At 72.1% G+C, this 21,376-nt stretch carries 21 protein-coding genes and 1 pseudogene; 4 read left to right on the forward strand and 18 right to left on the reverse strand.

Annotated features, from left to right (window positions below; translation table 11 throughout):
* From TPA0908_RS08385 to TPA0908_RS08395, 3 genes are all read right to left on the reverse strand, one after another.
* Positions 1-1,324, reverse strand: a 1,324-nt coding sequence (locus TPA0908_RS08385; protein ID WP_281938480.1) for an ABC transporter ATP-binding protein, incomplete at its 3' end; no start/stop codon positions are given.
* A 117-nt stretch (positions 1,325-1,441) separates the two neighbouring features.
* The gene (locus TPA0908_RS08390; protein WP_281936313.1) at positions 1,442-2,209 is read right to left on the reverse strand and encodes an enoyl-CoA hydratase/isomerase family protein; all 768 of its coding nucleotides are present in this window, start codon (positions 2,207-2,209) and stop codon (positions 1,442-1,444) included.
* A gap of 46 nt (positions 2,210-2,255) precedes the next feature.
* Positions 2,256-2,483 carry a helix-turn-helix domain-containing protein gene (locus TPA0908_RS08395; protein ID WP_007072022.1) on the reverse strand — a complete coding sequence of 76 codons (228 nt, stop codon included), beginning with the start codon at positions 2,481-2,483 and terminating at the stop codon, positions 2,256-2,258.
* Positions 2,484-2,665: 182 nt separating this feature from the next.
* Between TPA0908_RS08395 and TPA0908_RS08400 the strand changes: the two genes are divergently transcribed.
* Positions 2,666-3,268 (forward strand): cadmium resistance transporter, encoded by a 603-nt coding sequence (locus TPA0908_RS08400; protein WP_281936315.1) that lies wholly within the window; start codon positions 2,666-2,668, stop codon positions 3,266-3,268.
* A gap of 27 nt (positions 3,269-3,295) precedes the next feature.
* Here the strand turns inward: TPA0908_RS08400 and TPA0908_RS08405 are convergent, their stop codons facing one another.
* Positions 3,296-4,903 carry an ABC-F family ATP-binding cassette domain-containing protein gene (locus tag TPA0908_RS08405; RefSeq protein ID WP_281936316.1) on the reverse strand — a complete coding sequence of 536 codons (1,608 nt, stop codon included), beginning with the start codon at positions 4,901-4,903 and terminating at the stop codon, positions 3,296-3,298.
* A gap of 247 nt (positions 4,904-5,150) precedes the next feature.
* Here TPA0908_RS08405 and ypfJ point away from each other — a divergent pair, with 247 nt between their 5' ends.
* Positions 5,151-6,068 carry a KPN_02809 family neutral zinc metallopeptidase gene (gene ypfJ, locus TPA0908_RS08410; protein WP_281936317.1) on the forward strand — a complete coding sequence of 306 codons (918 nt, stop codon included), beginning with the start codon at positions 5,151-5,153 and terminating at the stop codon, positions 6,066-6,068.
* Positions 6,069-6,161: 93 nt separating this feature from the next.
* Here the strand turns inward: ypfJ and TPA0908_RS08415 are convergent, their stop codons facing one another.
* The 11 genes and pseudogenes from TPA0908_RS08415 to TPA0908_RS08465 all read right to left on the reverse strand — a co-directional run bounded on the left by TPA0908_RS08415 (position 6,162) and on the right by TPA0908_RS08465 (position 15,871).
* A complete protein-coding gene (locus tag TPA0908_RS08415) occupies positions 6,162-7,373 on the reverse strand; it encodes an RCC1 domain-containing protein (RefSeq protein ID WP_281936318.1) in 1,212 nt (403 codons plus the stop codon).
* Between the two features lie 161 nt (positions 7,374-7,534).
* Positions 7,535-8,173: an acVLRF1 family peptidyl-tRNA hydrolase gene (locus tag TPA0908_RS08420; protein ID WP_281936319.1), complete on the reverse strand. Its 639-nt coding sequence runs from the start codon at positions 8,171-8,173 to the stop codon at positions 7,535-7,537.
* A gap of 18 nt (positions 8,174-8,191) precedes the next feature.
* Positions 8,192-8,824, reverse strand: a complete 633-nt coding sequence (locus TPA0908_RS08425) for a LysE family transporter (RefSeq protein ID WP_281936321.1) — start codon at positions 8,822-8,824, stop codon at positions 8,192-8,194.
* 263 nt (positions 8,825-9,087) lie between these two features.
* Entirely contained in the window at positions 9,088-9,489 is a 402-nt protein-coding gene (locus TPA0908_RS08430; RefSeq protein ID WP_281936323.1) for a metal-sulfur cluster assembly factor, read from the reverse strand.
* Positions 9,490-9,560: 71 nt separating this feature from the next.
* Positions 9,561-10,019: pseudogene (gene sufU, locus TPA0908_RS08435) on the reverse strand (Fe-S cluster assembly sulfur transfer protein SufU); the annotation flags it as partial.
* Positions 10,020-10,061: 42 nt separating this feature from the next.
* Entirely contained in the window at positions 10,062-11,369 is a 1,308-nt protein-coding gene (locus TPA0908_RS08440; RefSeq protein ID WP_281936325.1) for a cysteine desulfurase, read from the reverse strand.
* A gap of 8 nt (positions 11,370-11,377) precedes the next feature.
* A complete protein-coding gene (gene sufC, locus TPA0908_RS08445; RefSeq protein WP_281936327.1) occupies positions 11,378-12,151 on the reverse strand; it encodes a Fe-S cluster assembly ATPase SufC in 774 nt (257 codons plus the stop codon).
* The gene (locus tag TPA0908_RS08450; RefSeq protein ID WP_281936329.1) at positions 12,151-12,477 is read right to left on the reverse strand and encodes a non-heme iron oxygenase ferredoxin subunit; all 327 of its coding nucleotides are present in this window, start codon (positions 12,475-12,477) and stop codon (positions 12,151-12,153) included. The genes sufC and TPA0908_RS08450 overlap by 1 nt, the downstream gene beginning before the upstream one ends.
* The gene (sufD, locus tag TPA0908_RS08455) at positions 12,477-13,622 is read right to left on the reverse strand and encodes a Fe-S cluster assembly protein SufD (protein WP_281936331.1); all 1,146 of its coding nucleotides are present in this window, start codon (positions 13,620-13,622) and stop codon (positions 12,477-12,479) included. The genes TPA0908_RS08450 and sufD overlap by 1 nt, the downstream gene beginning before the upstream one ends.
* Positions 13,623-13,706: 84 nt before the next feature.
* Positions 13,707-15,137 carry a Fe-S cluster assembly protein SufB gene (sufB, locus tag TPA0908_RS08460; protein ID WP_281936333.1) on the reverse strand — a complete coding sequence of 477 codons (1,431 nt, stop codon included), beginning with the start codon at positions 15,135-15,137 and terminating at the stop codon, positions 13,707-13,709.
* On the reverse strand, positions 15,134-15,871 hold the full coding sequence (locus TPA0908_RS08465; RefSeq protein WP_374709187.1) for a helix-turn-helix transcriptional regulator: 738 nt from the start codon (positions 15,869-15,871) through the stop codon (positions 15,134-15,136). Before TPA0908_RS08465 ends, sufB begins: the two co-directional genes overlap by 4 nt.
* Before the next feature lie 98 nt (positions 15,872-15,969).
* Here TPA0908_RS08465 and TPA0908_RS08470 point away from each other — a divergent pair, with 98 nt between their 5' ends.
* Together TPA0908_RS08470 and TPA0908_RS08475 are read left to right on the forward strand one after the other, a co-directional pair.
* Positions 15,970-16,932: a COX15/CtaA family protein gene (locus TPA0908_RS08470; RefSeq protein ID WP_374709188.1), complete on the forward strand. Its 963-nt coding sequence runs from the start codon at positions 15,970-15,972 to the stop codon at positions 16,930-16,932.
* A gap of 79 nt (positions 16,933-17,011) precedes the next feature.
* Complete coding sequence (locus TPA0908_RS08475; protein ID WP_281936335.1) at positions 17,012-18,679, forward strand: right-handed parallel beta-helix repeat-containing protein; 1,668 nt, start codon at positions 17,012-17,014, stop codon at positions 18,677-18,679.
* Between the two features lie 32 nt (positions 18,680-18,711).
* Here TPA0908_RS08475 and TPA0908_RS08480 read toward each other — a convergent pair whose 3' ends face one another.
* The 3 genes from TPA0908_RS08480 to TPA0908_RS08490 all read right to left on the reverse strand — a co-directional run bounded on the left by TPA0908_RS08480 (position 18,712) and on the right by TPA0908_RS08490 (position 21,205).
* Positions 18,712-19,629 carry an ATP-grasp domain-containing protein gene (locus tag TPA0908_RS08480; RefSeq protein WP_281936337.1) on the reverse strand — a complete coding sequence of 306 codons (918 nt, stop codon included), beginning with the start codon at positions 19,627-19,629 and terminating at the stop codon, positions 18,712-18,714.
* A gap of 13 nt (positions 19,630-19,642) precedes the next feature.
* Positions 19,643-19,975, reverse strand: a complete 333-nt coding sequence (locus TPA0908_RS08485; RefSeq protein WP_281936338.1) for a hypothetical protein — start codon at positions 19,973-19,975, stop codon at positions 19,643-19,645.
* Between the two features lie 270 nt (positions 19,976-20,245).
* Positions 20,246-21,205: a heme o synthase gene (locus TPA0908_RS08490; protein WP_281936339.1), complete on the reverse strand. Its 960-nt coding sequence runs from the start codon at positions 21,203-21,205 to the stop codon at positions 20,246-20,248.
* Positions 21,206-21,376: the final 171 nt, after the last annotated feature.

Here is a 21,376-nt window from a genome sequence, read left to right on the forward strand (position 1 = left end):
CCTGGCCGTCGCTGACGTCGTAGATCCGGGAGATGAGCATGGACAGCGTCGACTTGCCGGCGCCGGACGGGCCGACCAACGCCACCATCTGCCCGGGCTCGACGGCGAACGAGACGCCCTTGAGCACCGGCTCGGTCACCGTACGGTCCAGCGTGGCGACCTCCTCCAGCGAGGCCAGCGACACCTCCGCGGCGCTCGGGTAGCGGAAGCGCACGTCCCGGAACTCGACCCGGCCGTTGCGGGGCGGCACCGGCACCGCGTCGGGCTTCTCCGCGATGGCCGGACGCAGGTCGAGCACCTCGAAGACGCGGTCGAAGGAGACCAACGCGCTCATCACGTCGACCCGGACGTTGGACAGCGCGGTGAGCGGGCCGTAGAGGCGGGTCAGCAGCAGCGCCAGCTTGACGACGGTGCCCGCGCTGACCGCGCCGGTGACCGCGAGCCAGCCGCCCACGCCGTAGGTCAACGCCTGGGCCAGCGAGGCGACCAGCAGCATCGCCACGAAGAACGTGCGCGAATACATGGCGGACTGGATGCCGATGTCGCGCACCCGCTCGGCCCGGCGGGCGAACCGGTCGGCCTCCACCTCGGGCGTGCCGAACAGCTTGACCAGCAGCGCGCCCGACACGCCGAACCGCTCGGTCATGGTGGCGTTCATCTTGGCGTCGAGGTCGTAGGACTCGCGGGTGATCTCGGCCAGCCGGCGGCCGACCCGGCGGGCCGGGATGACGAAGATCGGCAGCAGCACCAGCGCCAGCACGGTGATCTGCCAGGACAGCACCAGCATCGCCCCGGCGGTGAGCACGAGCTGGATGACGTTGCTGACCACCCCGGACAGCGTCGAGGTGAACGCGCGCTGGGCGCCGAGCACGTCGTTGTTGAGCCGGCTGACCAGCGCGCCGGTCTGGGTGCGGGTGAAGAACTGCAGCGGCATCCGCTGGACGTGGTCGTAGACCTTGGTCCGCAGGTCGAGGATGATGCCCTCGCCGATGCGGGCCGAATACCACCGCTGGGCCAGCGAGAACAGCGCGTCGGCCACGGCCAGCGCGGCGATGATCAGGGCGAGCCGGACCACGGTGTCGCGGGCGTCGGGACCGCGGCCGGCGATCGCGTCGATGACGTCACCGGCGAGCAGCGGGGTGGCCACGCCGATCACCGCGGCGACGATCACGGTGAGCAGGAAGACGACGATGTCGCGCCGGTAGGGCTGGGCGAACGCGACGATCCGCCGGGCGGTGCCCCGCTTGAGCCGGTGGGCGGACACCTCGTCGCGGTTGCGCAGGGACCGGAGCATGCTCCAGCCGCCCATGCCGCCGCCGGCCATGGGGTTGGACACTCGTCACCTCCGGGTCGTCGGGCGGCGTGAACCGCCGGAGTCAATTCTCCCGACGCCTGTGACAACCTCGCGAGTAACCCAGATCTTCCCTCGGGGTCCTTACCGCTATTCGCCGCGCCCGGCCAGGTCCCGGATCCGGCGGGTCTGGGCCTCCCGCTCGGCGCGCTGCTGCTCGGCGTGCGAGCGCTCGGCCGCGCCGGCGAGCAGCGCCTTGATCTCCACGACGGCGTCCCGGCTGTTGGCCAGCAGCCCGGCGGCCAGGTCGCGCACCGCGGCGTCCAGCTCGTCGGTGGGCACCACGAGCGTGGCCAGGCCGATCCGGTCCGCCTCGGCGGCGTCCATCCGACGGCCGGTGGCGCAGATCTCCAGGGCGCGGGAGTAGCCGACCAGCTCCACCAGGCGGCGCGTGCCGGCCAGGTCGGGGACCAGCCCGAGCGTCACCTCGGCCATCGAGAGCTTCGCGTCGGCGGCCAGCACCCGCAGGTCGCAGGCGAGCGCGAGCTGGAGGCCGGCGCCGATCGCGTGGCCCTGCACGGCGGCGATCGAGACGACGTCCGGCCGGTGCAGCCAGGTGAAGCCGGCCTGGTAGGCGGCGATCCGGTCGGCGCACTCGGACTCGGAGAGCGTGGCCAGCTCGGCGAAGGAACCCGGCCCGGAGGCACCGGCGACCGCGAGGTCCAGGCCCGCGGAGAAGGCCCGCCCCTCGCCGCGTACGACGACGACCCGGACGTCACCGGGCAGGTCCCGGGAGAAGTCGCTCATGGCGCGCCACATCGCCGGGGTCTGGGCGTTGAGCACGTCGGGCCGGCACAACGTCACCGTCGCGACCGGCCCGTCGCAGTCGAGTCGAACTCCGGTCGTCTCGGTGGTCACCGGACCACCCGGAGCGCGACGCTGATGGACGACGCTGGGGGGCGGGTCACGCCTTCTTGCGGCGCCGGGCACCGCCGCGCTGCCGCAGCTGCACCCCGGACTCGGTGAGCACCCGGTGGATGAACCCGTACGAGCGGCCGGTCGAGGCCGCCAGCGCACGAATGCTCTCACCCCCGGTGTACCGCTTTACCAGGTCTTTGGCGAGCGTCTGACGCTCGGCCCCGACGATCCGGCGACCCTTCTCAGTGCTGGTGGCTGTGCCGGTGGCTGCCATGCTGATTCCTCACGTCCCAGACTGTGCGGTTCGGATACGGTCCCACCTATTAGACCGCCTCGAACGATCATGCGCCAGATATCAACTATTCGCCAACCGACACGCTACGCAATGTCAGCTTCCCGATAGAGTGATCCTCCCGGCCGTCCGATCCGTACCGACCGGGTCGTATCGTGCCCCCGGTGACCGATCTGATCGCCGTCGCGGCCGGTGCCGCCGGAGTGTTCGCCGCCACCAATCTGGACGACGTCGTCGTGCTCACCGTGCTCTTCGTGGCGTCCCGGACCGACGGTCGGCCGCGGCCCTGGCAGATCGTCGCCGGTCAGTACGCGGGCATCGGCGCGCTGGTCGCCGTCGCGGTGGTGGCCGCCGCCGGGTTGCTGGTGGTGCCCGACCCGTGGCCGGGGCTGCTCGGGCTGCTGCCGATCGCGCTCGGCGTCCGCGCGCTGCGGAACCGGGCCGGGGACGACGACCCGCCGGTGGTCGTCGGCACCCTGTTCGGCGTCGCCGGGGTCACGGTGGCCAACGGCGCCGACAACATCGCGGTCTACGTGCCGGTCTTCCGCGCCCTCGACCCGCTCACCGGCCTGGTCTGGTTGCTGGTCTTCGCCGTGCTGGTCGCCGTGTGGTGCGCCGTCGCCGCCGCGCTCGGCGGCCACCCCCGGGTGGTGTCGCTGGTCGGCCGCGCCGGCCACTGGCTGGTGCCGGCGATCTTCATCGTCATCGGCGCGACCATCCTGCTCACCTCCGGCGTCCTCCCCCGCCTCGCCGACCTGCTCGGCTGAACCGCGCCGCCGGCCGCCGGCCCCGGGTCAGGCCAGCTCGACCAGTTCGAGCAGGTCGTCGGACCAGGCGTCCTCGTCGCCGTCGGGCAGCAGGATGGCGCGGTCCGGCTTGAGCGCGCTGACCGCCCCCGGGTCGTGGGTGACCAGCACGATCGCGCCCGGGTAGCGGGCGATCGCGTCGAGCACCTGCTCCCGGCTGACCGGGTCGAGGTTGTTCGTGGGCTCGTCCAGCAGCAGCACGTTGGCCCCGGAGCAGACCAGCGTGGCCAGCGCCAGCCGGGTCTTCTCGCCACCGGAGAGCACGCCGGCCGGCTTGTCGACGTCCTCGCCGGAGAACAGGAACGCGCCGAGGATCTTGCGCAGGTCGGTGTCGGTCTGGTCGGACGCGGCGCTGCGCATGTGCTCCAGGATCGTCCGGTCCACGTCCAGCGTCTCGTGCTCCTGGGCGTAGTAGCCGAGCCGCAGGCCGTGCCCGGGGCGCACCTCGCCGGTGTCCGGCTCCAGCAGGCCGCCGAGCATCCGCAGCAGCGTGGTCTTGCCGGCGCCGTTGAGCCCGAGGATGGCCACCCGGGAGCCCCGGTCCACCGCGACGTTCACGTCGGTGAAGATCTCCAGCGACCCGTACGACTTGGACAGGCCGCTGGCGGTCAGCGGCGTCTTGCCGCACGGCGCCGGGTTGGGGAAGCGCACCTTGGCCACCCTGTCGGCGACCCGGACCTCGTCCAGGCCGGAGAGCAGCCGTTCGGCGCGGCGGGCCATGTTCTGCGCGGCGACCGTCTTGGTGGCCTTGGCCCGCATCTTGTCCGCCTGCGCCATCAACGCGCCGGCCTTCTTCTCCGCGTTGGCGCGCTCCCGGCGGCGGCGGCGCTCGTCGGTCTCCCGCGCCTCCTGGTACGCCTTCCAACCCAGGTTGTACGTGTCCACGACGGCCCGGGTGGCGTCCAGGAACCAGACCTTGTTGACCACGGCCTCCAGCAGCGACGCGTCGTGGGAGATCACGATCAGGCCGCCCTTGTGGTTGGCGAGGAAGCCGCGCAGCCAGGTGATCGAGTCCGCGTCGAGGTGGTTGGTGGGCTCGTCGAGCAGCAGGATGCCGCCGCCGTTCTCGCCGGCGTCCCGGAACAGGATCCGGGCCAGCTCGATGCGGCGGCGCTGACCGCCGGAGAGCGTGCCGATGGTCTGCGCCAGGGCGCGGTCGGGCAGGCCGAGGTTGGCGCAGATCCGGGCCGCCTCGGCCTCGGCCGCGTAGCCGCCCAGCGAGGCGAACTGGTCCTCCAACGCGCCGTAGCGGCGGACCAGCCGCTCGTCGTCGGCGCCCTCGGCGAGCTTGTCCTCCAGCTCCTTCATCTGCGCCATGAGCACGTCCAGGCCGCGTGCGGAGAGGACCCGGTCCCGGCCGGTGACCTCCAGGTCGCCGGTACGCGGGTCCTGCGGCAGGTAGCCGATGGCGCTGCGCCGGTCGAGCTGCCCGGCGTACGGCTGGCCCTCCCCGGCGAGCACCTTCAGCGTGGTGGTCTTGCCGGCGCCGTTGCGGCCGACCAGGCCGATCCGGTCGCCCGGCTGCACCCGCAGGGTGGTGTCGGACAGCAGGATCCGGGAACCGGCGCGCAGTTCCAGGCCGGTGGCAGTGATCATTTCGGAGTACTCGCTCTCGGGGTCCGGAAGGGCTGACTCAGGGCACGCGAAAGCGCCGGCGGGTCTCGTTCTCCCGTCGGCGCGGGGCCGTTCAGCCTTCGCAGCGCAGCACGGTTCCAGTGTACCGGGCGCGCCGTGGTCGTCCCGCCGGATTACCGCACAAGATCATCGGGTACCGAATTCGCCGTCCGGACCCGGTCCGGTACCGCAACCACCACACACGGACAGATCGGTGATCGGGGTCAACATGGAGCTGAATGAGAACGCGCGGGTCGACACCAGCCAGGTGGACGACCGGCGAGGGTCCGGCGGGGGAGGCGGGATGGGCATCCCGATCCCGACCGGCGGCGGTCGTGGCGGGATCGTGGGCATCATCATCGCCGTGCTGGTCGCCCTGGTGGGCGGCGGCTTCGGCCTCAACGCGGCCACCAACGGCGGCGACGACCCGGCGCAGGGCGACAACACCTCGCTGGAGCAGAAGTGCTCGGCGGACGACGCGTTGAAGCAGCTCGACTGCCGCAACGCGCTCTACGTCAACTCGATCCAGGCGTACTGGCGCACCGCCATGCCGGAGGTGTTCGGCGAGCAGTACAAGCCGTCCAAGACGGTCTTCTTCAGCCAGAACGTCAGCACCGGCTGCGGCGCGGCCGACTCCGGCGTCGGCCCGTTCTACTGCCCGGCCGACGACCTGGTCTACATCGACCTCACGTTCTACCGCCTGCTCGCCGACCAGCTCGGCGCCGAGGGCGAGTTCGCCCAGCCGTACGTGCTGGCCCACGAGTACGGCCACCACGTGCAGGACCTGCTCGGCACCGAGGCGCAGATGCGCCGCCAGCAGCAGCGCGACCCGGAGAGCGCCAACGCGCTCTCGGTGAAGCTCGAACTCCAGGCCGACTGCTACGCCGGCGCCTGGGCCAAGAACGCCACCGGCACCGCCGACGAGCAGGGCCAGAAGATCTTCACGAGCATCACCGACCAGGACATCCAGCAGGCGATCGACACCGCCGAGAAGATCGGCGACGACGCCATCCAGCAGCGCTCCGGCCGGCCGGTGAACCCGGACGAGTTCACCCACGGCAGCTCCGAACAGCGCAAGCAGTGGTTCACCAAGGGCTTCTCCACCGGCGACCCGAAGGCCTGCGACACCTTCGGCGCCGGCAAGTAGACCGCACCGCCGCTTCCCCCGCCGGGCCGTCGGCCGGCACGCTGGAACACCCAGCGGCGCCGGCCGACGGCCCGACGTCGTGTTTCCGGCGGATCAGGCCGGCAGCGTCACCTCGGCCGGGCTGGACCGCTCGACCGTGGTGCCGTCGCCCAGCTGGCCCCCGCTGTTGTCGCCCCAGCACCACAGGCCGCCGTCGGTCCGGATGGCGCAGCTGTGGTCGGTGGCGGCGAGGCCCCCCGTCCAGGTGGTGGCGGTACCGACGCGGGTCGGCGCGGACCGGTGGGTGGTGGTGCCGTCGCCCACCTGCCCGGTCGCGTTCTTGCCCCAGCACCACAGGCTGCCGTCGGTGCGGGACGCGCACGTCGCGTCACCGCTGGCGGCGACCCGGCTCCAGGTGGCGGCGGTGCCGACCTGCACCGGCGCGGTCTGGTAGCTGCCGCTCACGCCCAGTTGCCCGTACCCGTTCTCACCCCAGCACCACAGCGTGCCGGACCGGACGCCGCAGGTGTGCGCGTACCCGGTCGTGACGCCGGTCCAGGTGGTCGCGGTGCCGACCTGCGCGGGCGTCGTCTGGGAGCCCAGCGTGCCGAGACCGAGCTGACCGTCCGAGCTGAGCCCCCAGCACCACAGCGTGCCGTCGGTGCGGACACCGCAGGTGTGCGCGAAGCCGGTCGAGACGCTCGCCCAGTTGGTCGCGGTGCCGACCTGCAACGGGGTGGTCGCGGTGTACGGCGAGGTGCCGACGCCCAGCTGCGAGGTCCGGTTGAAGCCCCAGCACCAGAGCGTGCCGTCGGTCCGGACGCCACAGGTGTGCGCCGGGCCGGCGTCCACCCGGGCCCAGGTGGTGGCGGTGCCGACCTGCACCGGGGTGCTGCGGCTGGTGGTGGTTCCGTCACCGAGCTGGCCCCGGAAGTTCGAGCCCCAGCACCACAGCGTGCCGCCCGTCCGCACCGCGCAGGTGTGGCCGGTGCCCGCGTCGACGCCGGTCCAGGTGGCGGTGCCGACCCGCGCCGGGGTCCCCCGGTTCGTGGTGGTCCCGTCACCGAGCTGGCCGCTGTAGTTGGAGCCCCAGCACAGCAGCGCCCCGTCGGCACGGATCGCACACGTGTGCGCGCCGCCCGTGGTGACGCTGGTGGCCGCGGCGCCGGCCAGCGCGACGCGTTCGGTGGGGCCGGCGGATGCCGGGCCCGTGGTGAGTGCGGCGGTGAGCACGACGCTTCCGGTGCACATCGCCGCCGCGGCGGCGAGAAGCCTGGTGGCACTGCGCCACCGGGCCCGCAGCCGGCCGCCCTGATGTCCGTTCATGAAATGCCTTCTCCTGACGATGTCGGTGCGTGAACGGCGTAGGCGAAGCTGCCCTGGGGTCGCCCGGAGACCCACCACTTCGTACACCGACTTTATGCATCGAGTCGATTCGATGCACTAGGGGCGCGCGGGATTGACCGTCTTGATGTGATCTTTCCCGTTCACCGGACCAGGATGTGGACCGCCCGGGCGGCGCTGACGGCCGCGACCAGGACGGCGTGCCGGGGCTCGGGCACGTCGAGGAGGCGACCGGCGCGCAGCGCCGCGAGCGGGGCCAGCCGCCGGTCGGCCAGCACCGTGTCCACCGCGCGCCGGTCGCCGCCGCAGACCACCACCGTGAGCGTGCCGGCGGCCGGCAACAGCAGGCGTACGGCGAGATCAGCGGCGTCGCCCAGCGCCGCCTTCGCCTGGTTGTCGCGCCGCCTGGCGAACCGCTGCTGGGACCAGCCCCCCGCGGCCGTGCGGCCCTGCACGTACCGGGTGTCGACCTTGGAGGTCACCAGCTCGGCCCCGTCGGCCACCCCGACCGCCACCGCGCCCTTGCGAGCCAGCAGCAGGCCGATCCGGCGCGGCGCGGCGGCGACACCGGCGAACGCGGTCAGGTCCGGTGTGGAACGCGCGCCGGGCGGGGTGTGCAGCTCGGCGGTGGCGCCGTCCGGGGCGGTGAGCAGCAGCCCGTAGCCCTGAACGGTGGTGACGGGTGGGCCGTGCCGGTCGGCGAAGCCCTCGACCCAGCGGAGGACGCGGCCCGGATCGACCTCCACCCACCGGCCACCCCCGGCTGCGGGTCGGCTGCTCATGCCACGACGGTACGCGGTTCAGCCGGACAGCAGGGTGGCCGCCGCCAGGGCGGCGATCAGCGCGCTGGAGACCAGCCCGGTGACCAGCCGACCGCGCGGGCCGGCCAGCACGCGCCCGACCATCGACCCGCCACCGGCCACCAGCAGTTGCCAGCTCGCCGACGCCAGGAACGCGCCGGTCACGAACGACGCGGCGGCGGTCGGGTCCGGGTCGGCGGCATCCCGGCGGCCGAGCACCAGCGCGGCGAAGTAGAGCACCGTCGCCGGGTTGAGCAGCGTCAGCCCGAGCAGCGCCGCGTACGCCCGGGCCGGGGTGTGCAGGCCACGCCCGGACGGCGTCTCGGCGACCTCCCGGGCCCGCCGGCCGGACCAGGCCCGCCACAGGCCGTGGGCGGCGATGCCGAGCAGCACCAGCGCGGCGACCACCCGCAGCGGCCCGGCCACCGGGGCCAACACGCGGGCCAGTCCGGCCCCGCCCAGCGTGGCCAGCGCGGCGTAGAGCCCGTCCGCGGTGGCCACCGCGAGCGCCGCGGCCACGCCGACCCGGAACCCGTGACGGGCGCTCAGCCCGAGAATGAGGATCGCGATCGCGCCGACCGGCACGGCGACGCCGTAACCGGCCAGCAGACCGGCGAGGAACGCCCCGGTCACGACGGTGGACGGGGACGCGAGGCGACCCGCCGCGCGGTGCGCTGTCGACGCGCGGTGGTGGCCGCACGGACAGGAACCTGCTTCGGGTACGCCTCGATCACCCGCTCATCCTTCCCCCCATCCCACCACCCCCACCACCCATTTCCAGAAGGGCCTCTTTCCGTGAATCTGCGGGCCGGAGAGGTGGGGGTGGGGTGGAAAGGCGAGGGCGCGGCGCCCCGAAAGGGGGTGCCGCGCCCTCGCCTGGTGACCCGTGGAACGGGTCAGACGTTGAAGCCGAGTGAACGGAGCTGGTCCCGCCCCTCGTCAGTGATCTTGTCGGGGCCCCACGGCGGCAGCCACACCCAGTTGATCCGGATGTCGTTCACCAGACCGCCGCCCGGCCCGGTGGTCAACGCCTGCCGGGTCTGGTCCTCGATCACGTCGGTCAGCGGGCACGCCGCCGAGGTCAGCGTCATGTCCAGCGTGGCGACGTTCTCGTCGTCCACGTGCACGCCGTACACCAGACCCAGGTCGACCACGTTGATGCCCAGCTCGGGGTCGACGACGTCCTTCATCGCCTCCTCGATGTCGCCGACAGCGGCCTTGCCGTTGGCCGGCGTCACCGGGCTGTCGGTCGCCACCGCGCCGGTCTCCGGCGTCGTGGTGGTCTCGTCCTCGCTCATGCCGCCCCCTCGCTTCGCCCGGCACCGGCCTGGGACGCCGCCGGGCTGTATTGATGATTCGCCTTCGCCTCGGGGCCCACGCCCACCCCGGCGCGTGCCGCGGCGTCCTTGAACGCCATCCACGACAGCAGCGCGCACTTGACCCGGGCCGGGTAGCGCGCGACACCCGCGAACGCCACCCCGTCGCCGAGCACGTCCTCGTCCGGCGTGACCTGGCCCCGTCCGGACATCAACTCGACGAACGCCTCGTGCACCACCGTGGCGTCGGCCGCGGCCCGGCCGCGCAGCAGTTCGTGCAGGATGCTCGCCGACGCCTGGCTGATCGAGCAGCCCATCCCGTCGTAGGAGATGTCGGTGAACACCGTGCCGTCGGTCGCCACCCGTACGGTGATCTCGTCACCGCAGGTCGGGTTCACGTGGTGCGCCTCGCCGACCCGGGCCGCCGGGTCCGCCGCGTCCCGCAGGCCACGGCCGTGCGGGTGCTTGTAGTGGTCCAGGATGATCTCCTGGTAGAGAGAACTAAGTTGCATCACGCTGAACTCCCGTCGATTCGCGGGCTCCTGCGTCGCCGCTCACGCGAACACCTTCCGCACCTGCTCCAGACCCGCCACCAGGGCGTCGATCTCCGTCGTGGTGGTGTAGAGGTAGAACGACGCCCGCGTCATGGCCGGCACCCCGAAGCGGGTGCACACCGGCTTGGCGCAGTGGTGGCCCACCCGCACCTGCACGCCGAGCGAGTCGAGCACCTGCCCGACGTCGTGCGGGTGCACGTCACCGAGCGCGAACGAGATCGTCCCGCCCCGGCCGACCGGCACCGACGGGCCGAAGATCCGCAGCCCGGGCACGGTGGCGAGGGCGTCCAGCGCGTACGCCGTCAGCTCCTTCTCGTGCCACTGGATCGCCCGCATCCCGACGCCGCTGAGGTAGTCCACCGCCGCGCCGAGCGCGACCGCCTCGGCGATCGGCGGCGTGCCCGCCTCGAACCGGGCCGGCGGCGCGGCGAACGTCGACCGCGCCATCGTCACCGTCTCGATCATCGAGCCGCCGCCCAGCACCGGGGGCATCGCGGCGAGCAGCTCGCCCCGGCCCCAGAGCACGCCGATGCCGGTCGGACCGCACATCTTGTGGCCGGTGAAGACGATGAAGTCCGCGTCCAGGTCGACCACGTCGATCGGCTGGTGCGGCACCGACTGGGAGCAGTCGAGCAGCAGCAACGCGCCGACCTGACGGACCCGCTCGGTGATCCGAGCGGTGGCGTTGACCGTGCCGAGGATGTTCGACGTGTGCACCAGCGAGACGATCTTCGTGCGCTCGGTGACCAGGTCGTCCAGGCCCGACTCGTCCAGCCGGCCGCCGTCGGTCACCGGGAACCAGCGCAGCGTCGCGCCGGTGCGCTCGGCGAGGAGCTGCCACGGCACGATGTTCGAGTGGTGCTCCATCTCGGAGATCACGATCTCGTCACCCGGACCGATGCGGAACCGGGGGTCGGCGTCCGCACGCAGCGACGCGTTGGAGAACGCGTACGCCACCAGGTTGATCGCCTCGGTGGAGTTCTTGGTGAACACCACCTCGTCGACGCTGGGCGCGTGGACGAACGCGGCGATCTTCGCCCGCGCGCCCTCGTACGCCTCGGTCGCCTCGGTGCCCAACGTGTGCACCGAGCGCGACACGTTGGCGTTGTGCCTCGCGTAGTGCTCGGTGAGCACGTCGAGCACCTGACGCGGCTTGTGCGAGGTGTTGGCGCTGTCCAGGTAGACCAGCGGGTGGCCGTTGACCTCCCGATCCAGGATCGGGAAGTCGGCCCGCACCGCCGCCACGTCGAAGCGCGGCACGTCGTCGTACTGCGGCATGCCCGCCGGGATCGCGATCGAGGAGGTCATGTCGAGACTCAGGCCCGCGCCGCGCCGGCTCCGGCGACGTACCGCTCGTAGCCCTCTTCCTCGAGCTTGTCGGCCAGCTCCCGACCGCCCTGCTCGACGATCCGGCCGGCGACGAAGACGTGCACGAAGTCCGGCTTGATGTAGCGCAGGATCCGGGTGTAGTGGGTGATCAGCAGCATCCCGGTGTCGCCGGTGTCGCGGACCCGGTTGACGCCCTCGCTGACCACGCGCAGCGCGTCCACGTCGAGGCCGGAGTCGGTCTCGTCGAGGATGGCGATCTTCGGCTTGAGGAGTTCGAGCTGCACGATCTCGTGCCGCTTCTTCTCGCCGCCGGAGAAGCCCTCGTTGACGTTGCGCTGGGCGAACGCCGGGTCCATCTGGAGCTTCTCCATGGCGCCACGCAGCTCGCCGGCCCAGGTGCGCAGCTTCGGCGCCTCGCCGTCGATGGCGGTCTTGGCGGTACGCAGGAAGTTGGCCACCGACACGCCGGGGACCTCGACCGGGTACTGCATGGCCAGGAAGAGGCCGGCGCGGGCCCGCTCGTCGACGGACATGGCGAGCACGTCCTCGCCGTCGAGCGTCACCTCGCCGCCGGTGATCTCGTACTTCGGGTGGCCGGCGACCGAGTAGGCCAGCGTCGACTTGCCGGAGCCGTTCGGGCCCATGATCGCGTGCGTCTCACCGGAGCGCACGGTCAGGTCGACCCCGTGCAGGATCGGCTTGAGCTCACCCTCGGGCAGCTTGACCGACACCTTCAGGTCGCGGATCTCCAGGGTGCTCATTATCGCGTCACTCCATTGCTCGGCGTCATGCTGACGTAGATCTCGCCGTCGCGGACCTCGACGGGGTAGACGGGTACGGGTTCGGTCGCGGGCAGCCCGGTGGGCTCACCGGTACGCAGGTCGAAACGGGATCCGTGCAGCCAGCATTCCAGCGTGCAACCGGAGACCTCGCCCTCGGAGAGCGCCACGGCGGCGTGCGAGCACTCGTCGCGTACGGCGTAGAACGCGTCGTCCTCGCCGTGCACGACCGCGATCTGCACACCGTCCACGTCGGCGCTGATCACCGCGCCCTTCGGCACGTCCTCGGTCGAACAGATCCTGATCATCAGGCGCCGGCCTTCGTGAGGCGGGCCTCGATCGCGTCACCGAGGCGCTCGCGCAGGTCCTCGACCGGGATCTTGTTGATCAGCTCGGCGAAGAAGCCGCGCACCACCAGGCGCCGCGCCTCGGACTCCGGGATGCCGCGGGCCATCAGGTAGAACAGCTGCTCGTCGTCGAACCGGCCGGTCGCGCTGGCGTGCCCGGCACCGGCGATCTCGCCGGTCTCGATCTCCAGGTTGGGCACCGAGTCGGCCCGGGCGCCGTCGCTGAGCAACAGGTTCCGGTTGATCTCGTACGTGTCGGTGCCGGTCGCCTCGGCCCGGATCAGCACGTCGCCGACCCAGACGGTGTGCGCGTCGTCGCCCTGGAGCGCGCCGCGGTAGCCGACGTTGCTGCGGCAGTCCGGCACGGTGTGGTCAACGAGCTGCCGGTGCTCCAGGTGCTGGCCGGAGTCGGCGAAGTAGAGGCCGTACAGCTCGGCCTCGCCGCCGCGCTGGGTGTACTCCACGGTGGTGTGCTGCCGGACCAGGTCACCGCCGAGGCTCACCTGCACGTGCACGACCTTGGCGTCGCGGCCCAGCCGGACCTTCAGGTGCTGCGCCTGGACCGCGTCGTCGGCCCACTCGGCGAGCGTGACGAGCGTCAGCTTCGCCCCGTCCGCCACCGTCACCTCGACGTTGTCGGCGAGCGTGGCGGACCCGACGTGCTCCAGCACCACCGTCACCTCGGCGAAGCGGCCCACCTCGACGAACGTGTGCCCGAACGCCAGCGCCCCGGCGTCCTCGCCGACCACCCGCAGGCGCACCGGCGCGTCCACCACGGCGTCCCGGGCGACGGTCACCAGCAGGGCGTCCTCGGCCGCGCCGTAGGCCAGCGCGCTGACCCGGTCGAACGGCGTGAGCACGCTGCCCACCCGCGGGTCGTCCCGGCCGATCCGGTCGACGGCGACGCCCTCGGGCAGGTCGCCGTGCTCGTGCCGGACCGTGCCGCGCGCCACCCCGGAGCCGTCACCCGCCAGGCCGCGGAGGCGCTTGAGCGGGGTGAAGCGCCACTCCTCCTCCAGGCCGGTCAGGGCCGGGAAGTCGGCGACGTCGTACGAGCGGAGCGCCTGCGACTTGGTCGTGGGCGGCGCGGAAGCCTGGGTAGTCATCTCTTCCTTGGTCTGTTCAGCGACGGCGGTGTCAGTGGAACCGGAGACGGGCCGGGCACGAGGCCCGGCCCGACGCGGGCGGCGTCAGCCGACCGCGCCCTCCATCTGCAGCTCGATCAGGCGGTTCAGCTCCAGCGCGTACTCCATCGGAAGCTCCTTGGCGATCGGCTCGATGAAGCCGCGCACGATCATCGCCATCGCCTCGTCCTCGCTCAGACCGCGGCTCATCAGGTAGAAGAGCTGGTCGTCGCTGATCTTGGAGACGGTCGCCTCGTGCCCCATCGACACGTCGTCCTCGCGGATGTCGACGTACGGGTAGGTGTCGGAGCGGGAGATGGTGTCGACCAGCAGCGCGTCGCACTTGACCGTGCTGCGGCTGCTGTGCGAGCCCTCCAGCACCTGCACGAGACCGCGGTAGGAGGTGCGGCCACCGCCCCGGGCGATCGACTTGGAGATGATGGTCGAGGAGGTGTGCGGCGCCGCGTGCACCATCTTGGCGCCGGCGTCCTGGTGCTGGCCCTCGCCGGCCATGGCCACCGAGAGCACCTCGCCCTTGGCGTGCTCGCCGGTCATGTAGACCGCCGGGTACTTCATGGTGACCTTGGAGCCGATGTTGCCGTCGACCCACTCCATGGTCGCGCCCTCGTGGCACACCGCGCGCTTGGTGACCAGGTTGTAGACGTTGTTCGACCAGTTCTGGATGGTGGTGTAGCGGCAGCGCGCGTTCTTCTTGACCACGATCTCCACGACCGCGCTGTGCAGCGAGTCGGAGGAGTAGAGCGGCGCGGTGCAGCCCTCGACGTAGTGCACGTACGCGCCCTCGTCGACGATGATCAGCGTCCGCTCGAACTGGCCCATGTTCTCCGTGTTGATCCGGAAGTAGGCCTGCAGCGGGATCTCCACGTGCACGCCCTTCGGCACGTAGATGAACGAGCCACCGGACCAGACGGAGGTGTTCAACGCGGCGAACTTGTTGTCGCCGACCGGGATCACCGTGCCGAAGTACTCCTTGAAGATGTCCTCGTGCTCGCGCAGCGCGGTGTCGGTGTCGAGGAAGACGACGCCCTGCTCCTCGAGGTCCTCACGGATCTTGTGGTAGACGACCTCGGACTCGTACTGCGCCGCGACGCCGGCGACCAGCCGCTGCTTCTCCGCCTCCGGGATGCCCAGCCGGTCGTAGGTGTTCTTGATGTCCTCCGGCAGGTCCTCCCAGCTGGTGGCCTGCTTCTCGGTGGACCGGACGAAGTACTTGATGTTGTCGAAGTCGATCCCGGTGAGGTCCGCGCCCCAGGCCGGCATCGGCTTGCGGCCGAACAGCCGCAGGCCCTTCAGCCGCAGGTCGAGCATCCAGGCCGGCTCGTTCTTCTTGGCCGAGATGTCCCGCACCACCGCCTCGTTGATGCCGCGCTGGGCGGACGACCCGGCGACGTCGGGGTCGGACCAGCCGTACTCGTAACGACCGAGGGCGGCGAGCTGCTCCTCCTGGGTCAGGGGCTGGACGATCTGCTCGGTCATCTATCTGTCCTCACAGTGGTGACGGTGGAACCGGACTGGGCGGGAATGTGCGTGGTGCACACGCCGTCGCCGTGCGCGATGGTGGCCAGGCGCTGCACGTGGGTGCCGACCAGGCGGGAGATCACCGCGGTCTCGGCCTCGCACAGCTGGGGGAACTCGGCGGCCACGTGCGCCACCGGGCAGTGGTGCTGGCAGAGCTGGCCGCCGGAGGCGATCGTGGACGCGTTGGCAGCGTAACCCTCGGCGGTCAGCGCCCCGGCGAGCGCCTCGGCCCGCGCGAGCGGGGCGTCACCGGCGTCCTCCATGGCGGCCCGGCAGCGGTTCTCCAGCGCGGCGACCTGGTCGGCCGCGAACTCCGCGACCGCCTCGGCGCCACCGGTGCGGGCGATCCACCGCAGCGCGGCGGTGGCCATGTTGTCGTAGTGGTGGGTGCCGCAACGCACCCGGGCCGCCTCGGTCAGCGCGAAGACCTTGGCCGGCCGGCCCCGCCCCCGGCTGCCGCGCACGGCCTGCTCCCGGGCGAGCACGTCACCGTCAGCGAGCATCGCGTCGAGGTGGCGGCGGATCGCGGCCGGGCTGAGGCCGAGCGCCGAACCGAGCTGCGCGGCGGTGGTCGCGCCCCGCTCCAGCAGGAGCTGGGTGACCCGGTCCCGGGTCGACAGGTCGGCAGCGGCCGGCGCGCCGACGACCGTACCGGTCACCGGCCCCTCGGACAGCGCTGCCGCGTTTTTCACAACAGCAACGTTACGTAATTCGGCCGGGGCCCGCAAACCCGGGGTCCGGTGATCCCGAACACCGCAGCGGCGGAGTCGCCCGATCGTGGTCCACTACGGTGCGTAGGATTCGCCGGGTGAAGCGTTCCGTCCGGTTCCCGGTCTCCCCCACGCTGCTGCGTCGGCTCGCGTACACCTCGATCATCGCGAACGTGGCGATCGTGGTCACCGGCGGGGCGGTCCGGCTCACCGCGTCCGGCCTCGGCTGCCCCACCTGGCCCCGGTGCACCGACGAGTCCTACACCACCACGTCCGAGATGGGCGTGCACGGGGTGATCGAGTTCGGCAACCGGCTGTTGACGTTCGCGGTGGGGATCATCGCGCTCGCCGTGGTGCTGGCCGTGCTGGCCCAGCGCCCGCGCCGGCGGGGACTGCTGCCGCTGGCCCTCGGCGTGCTGTTCGGCATCCCGGCCCAGGCGGTCATCGGCGGGATCACCGTGCTCACCAACCTCAACCCGTGGGTGGTCGGGCTGCACTTCCTGGCCTCGATGGTGGTGATCGCCGCCGCGTACGCGCTCTGGCGGCGCACCGTGGAGCCGGACGGGCCGGTGACGCCGACCGTGCCGGCGCCGCTGCGTACCCTCGCCCGGATCACCGTCGTGGTCGGCGCGGCCGTGCTGGTGGTCGGGACCTGGGTGACCGGCAGCGGACCGCACGCCGGCGACCACGGCGCGGCCCGCAACGGGCTCGACCCGGAGGCGATCTCGCAGGTGCACGCGGACGGCGTCTTCCTGCTGATCGGCCTCTCGGTGGCGCTGCTGTTCGCGTTCCGGGCGGTGGGCGCGGCGCGGGCCGCGCGGGCCGCCGGGGTGCTGCTCGCGGTCGAGCTGGGCCAGGGCCTGATCGGCTTCGTCCAGTACTTCACCCACCTGCCGGCGGTGCTGGTCGCCGCGCACATGCTCGGCTCCTGCCTGGTGCTGCTGGCCACGCTGGGCGTGCTCTGGGCCACCCGGGAGCGGCTCCCGGCCGCGCCGGAGACACCGGCGGCGTCCGCCGCCGAGCCGGTGGGCGTCGCCGCCTGAGGCCGGACCGGGCGTTACCGCCCGGCGGGAGCGGGAATGCGGTCCGGACGACGGACCGTACGCCCGAGGGGAGCCGCCGGTGTCGCGCAAGGGGCTTGCCACGTCCACGCCGCAGCGGCTGACGCCGGTGGCCGGCGCGCCGTTGTGGTGCGACGCCCGCGAGCACGGCCTCACCGGGGACGGGGTCACCAACGACCAGCCGGCCCTGGCCGCGCTGGTGGACCGCCTCGGCGCCGGCTACGACGCCGACGGCCGGGCCCGGGTCATCCACTGCCCGCCCGGCCTCTACTCGATCCGTGACGCCGGCACGGTCTGGCGCAGCGGGGTGTCCCTGATCGGCGCCGGCTCGGCGGCGACCCGGTTCCTGCTCAGCAACGAGGGCAACCGCGCCGCCCCGGTGCCGCTCGCCTACTGGACGACCGTGCAGCACGGCGCGGACCGGGACCGGCACATCGCCGACTGCACGTTCGCCGACTTCGAGATCGACGGCTCGGGCGTGGGCCTGGCCGAGTACGACTACCTGGCCAAGGGCCTGGGCCTGCAGTACGTGGTGCGGGGCGTGTTCCGCAACCTCTACATCCACCACACCGGCGCCACCGGTCTCGGCTGCGACTTCCTCCAGGACAGCCTGATCGACGGCGTGGTCGTGGTGGGCTGCGGCCGGCTGGACAACGGCCAGCAGATGGGCGGCGCCGGGATCGGGGTCGGCATCGGCGGCTGGGGCGCCGTGGAGCGCCTCACCATCGCCAACTGCACCACGGTCGGCAACGGCACCAACGGGATCTTCCTGGAACTCCAGAAGGACCACTGGGACCCGCCGCGCGGCATCCGCATCATCGGCTGCCACAGCCAGGCCAACCGGTTCGGCATCTCGGACTGGGGCGCGGACGGGCTGATCGTCTCCGGCTGCACCATGACCAACAACCTGGAGGCCGGCTTCGACGTCTCGGCCAACGGCACCGCCGGGGTCGCCGGGCGGGGCGGCCTGCTCACCGGCAACGTGATCGACTGCAACGTCGGCGACGGCATCAGCATGGGCAACACTCCCGGCCCGTACGCGGTGCAGGGCAACCGGATCAGCAACAACGGCGGGTACGGCTACCACGAGCACGACCTCGGCCACGGTTACCGGGGCGCGGCGGCGGACGTGGTGATCCAGGACAACGACATCCGGGAGAACGCGCTGGACGGCATCCGGATCGACCGGCCGATGCTGGACGCGTCGATCGTCGGCAACCGCATCCGGGACAACGGGCAACGGTCCGCGCCCGCCCACCGGGGTTCGGGCGACGCGGTGCGCTACGGCCCACGCGAGGTCACCGACGCCCACGCGGACTGGCCGCCCGGCGGGCACCGCGGGAAGGTCGTCCGGGTCGGCACCCGGGGCGCGGTGGTCGCCGACAACACCGCCGACCGGCTCTCCCTGGCCGAGGTGCGCCCGGACGGCGCCACCGGCTGGAACGAGGCCACCCCGGCCCCGGGCTCCGCGTACGAGCTGCCCGCCGGGCCGCCGGCCTGCGCCGGGATCACCGTCGCCGCCCCGTTCGACTCGGCCACCGTGCGCGACAACCGGATCTGGCACCGGGACGCCGACACCCAGGCGTACGGGCTGTGGATCACCGAGGCGGGTAGCTGCGTGTCGTGCGCGGTCGAGGACAACGACCTGGCCGGCACGGTGGCCGCGGTGCGGCTGGACACCCCGCCGATCGGCGGACGCTGGGACCGCAACCACACCGACCGCGACTGACGTCCCCGCTCAGCCGGCGGGCGGTGGCGCGGTCAGGGGCGGCGGCTCAGGTGGGACGTGACCGCGTCGGCGAGCCGGTCGGGCGCGCCCTCGGCGTACCCGACGAACAGGCTCGGCTCGGTCAGCTCCAGCTCGACCAGCACGGGCGCGCCGTCCGGGCCGGGGATCAGGTCGACCCGGGCGTAGAGCAGCCGGTCGGCACCGCCCGGGACGGCGGCCAGCGCCTGCTCCGCGACGGCCCGCTGCGCCGGCGTCGCGGTCCGGGCGTCGATCCGCTCCTCCTTGTAGAGCGCGGCCTCGCCCCGGTCCGGGCCGGTCAGCATCGGGCCCTTGCGGATCGCGTGGCTGAACGCCAGGCCGTCGCGGCCGGCCAGGAAGAGCAGCGCGGTCTCCCCGGCGGTGTCCACCGCGTCGAGGTACGGCTGGACCATGGTGACCCGCCCGGCGGCACCGAGCCGCCGCACGTGCGCCGCCGCCAGCTCACGGTGCTCCGGGTCGGCCAGGTCGTACCGGCCGGTGTCCTGACTGCCGGCGCTGACCGCCGGCTTGAGCACGAACTCGCCGTCGCCGGGCGCCACCCAGCTCTGCCCCGGCGCGAGCCAGGTGGTCGGCACGGTGGGCACCCCGGCGGCGGAGAGCTCGGCCAGGTAACGCTTGTCGGTGTTCCAGGCGACCGCGTCGGCCGGGTTGAGCAGGGTCGGCACGCCACGTGCCCAGGCGACGAACTCGTCGCGGCGCAGCGCGTAGTCCCAGGGCGAGCGGAGCAGCACCAGGTCGTACCGGGACCAGTCCACGGCCGGGTCGTCCCAGACCGCGCCGTCGACGGCGACACCGCGAGCGGCGAGCGGGCCGAGCGCGAGCCGGTCGTCCGGGTCGAGGTCGGGCAGTGCGGAGCAGGTGACGAAAGCGACCCGGGGTTCCCCCCGGGTCGACTGGTGGTGGTCGGTCATGCGGTTATGTGTGTCAACGGGCCATCGTGCGTCGGGCCATCGACCGCCAGAGGTCGTTGCTCGGACGCATCTGGTCCATCAGCTCACGCTCCCAGGCGTTCTCGACGTCGACTCCGGCCTTGGCGCAGGCCTGCCGCGCGACGTCCGTGCCGTCGGCGAACTGGTCGGCCCACACCCCGTCGGAACCCACGAGGACGATCCGTGCGCCGCGCTTGCCGACGTACTCGATGACCGCCTTCGCGCCGCCGTGCCCGGCGGCGAACGACTTGATGCCCGCGACCAGGCTGTTGGAGGCCTGCTCGGCGGTCTGTTCAACCGTCAGCGTCGTATCGGAACCATCTGCCATGACGCGAAGCCTATGCAGACTTCCACCCGGATGTGCGAGAACCATGAACTGATTGTGATGCCAATTACCCGAGCGTTTAAGAAGATGCACAGGAAATTTGTCGGGACTTGCCCGCCTATTAACGGACAGAATGACCGCCGGGGATCGTCACGGTCTGTCCAGGTTGCTCCCCTGCGGGGGCACGCGGGAAGAAATTCTGATGAACCCGTCCCGCGGCGGAACAGAGCAATATCGCGGACGGGCGAGCCCCGGCCGAGGGGCGGGGCCGGCTCAGATCAGCGCGTCCAGCGCGACGGCGGCGAAGAGGATGGTGAGGTACGTGGTGGACCAGTGGAACAGCCGCATCGGCTTGACCGCCTCGCCACGCGCCGCCCGCCGGCACAGCTTGTGCGCCTCGACCACGAAGATCCCGCCGACGACCAACGCCGTCACGCCGTAGATCGGGCTCATCCCCAGCGGCCAGACCGCCAGCGACGACAACAGCGTCAGCCAGGAGAACGCGATGATCTCCACGTTGACCCGCCGGACCGACGCCACCACCGGCAGCATCGGGATACCGGCCCGCGCGTAGTCGTCCTTGTACTTGATGGCCAGCGCGTAGAAGTGCGGCATCTGCCAGAAGAAGACCACCGCGAACAGGCCCCACGCGGCCGGCGACAGCGAACCGGTGACCGCGGCCCAGCCGATCAGCACCGGCGCGGCCCCGCAGACGCCGCCCCAGAACGTGTTGGCGGCCGTGGTGCGCTTCAGCCACAGCGTGTAGACCAGGTCGTAGTAGGCGATCGCGGCGAGCGTCAGGCCGGCCGCCAGCCAGTTGGTGGTCGCCGCCATCAGCGCCACCGACACCACCGCCAGCACCAGCCCGAAGACCAACGCGTTGCGCGGCGACACGGTGTGCGCGGGCAGCGGCCGACGCTTGGTGCGCCGCATCAACTGGTCGATGTCGCGGTCGATGTAGCAGTTGAGGACGCTGGCCGCGCCGGCGGCGAGCGAGCCGCCGATCAGCACCACGGCCACCAGCCACAGCGACGGCATGCCGCCGTCCGCGAGCATCATCGCCGGCACGGTGGTCACCAGCAGCAACTCGACGATCCGCGGCTTGGTCAGCGCCACGTACGCGGCCACCACGCCGCGCACGTCCCGCCGGTCGGTCGCCGACGCCTCCGTCACCGAGCCCACCGGCGACTTCCCGGCAGGGTTGCTGACGGGGCGCTCGGTGATCATGCTCACGGATTGCCACCTTCCGGCTTCGGCAAGGGAGATCGATCGGCCCGGACCCGAGCCCGGGTCCACACACCGCCCCACACACTACGCGTCGTCGTTTTGGCTGCCCCGCAGACCCGGCAACGGTGCGGGCCGTCACACCCGGGGTTGAACGACCGGGCCGGCCGCGCCCGTAGA

It is taken from the genome of Micromonospora sp. AKA38 (genome assembly GCF_027925725.1).
In the GTDB taxonomy this organism is placed as follows: Bacteria; Actinomycetota; Actinomycetes; order Mycobacteriales; family Micromonosporaceae; genus Micromonospora.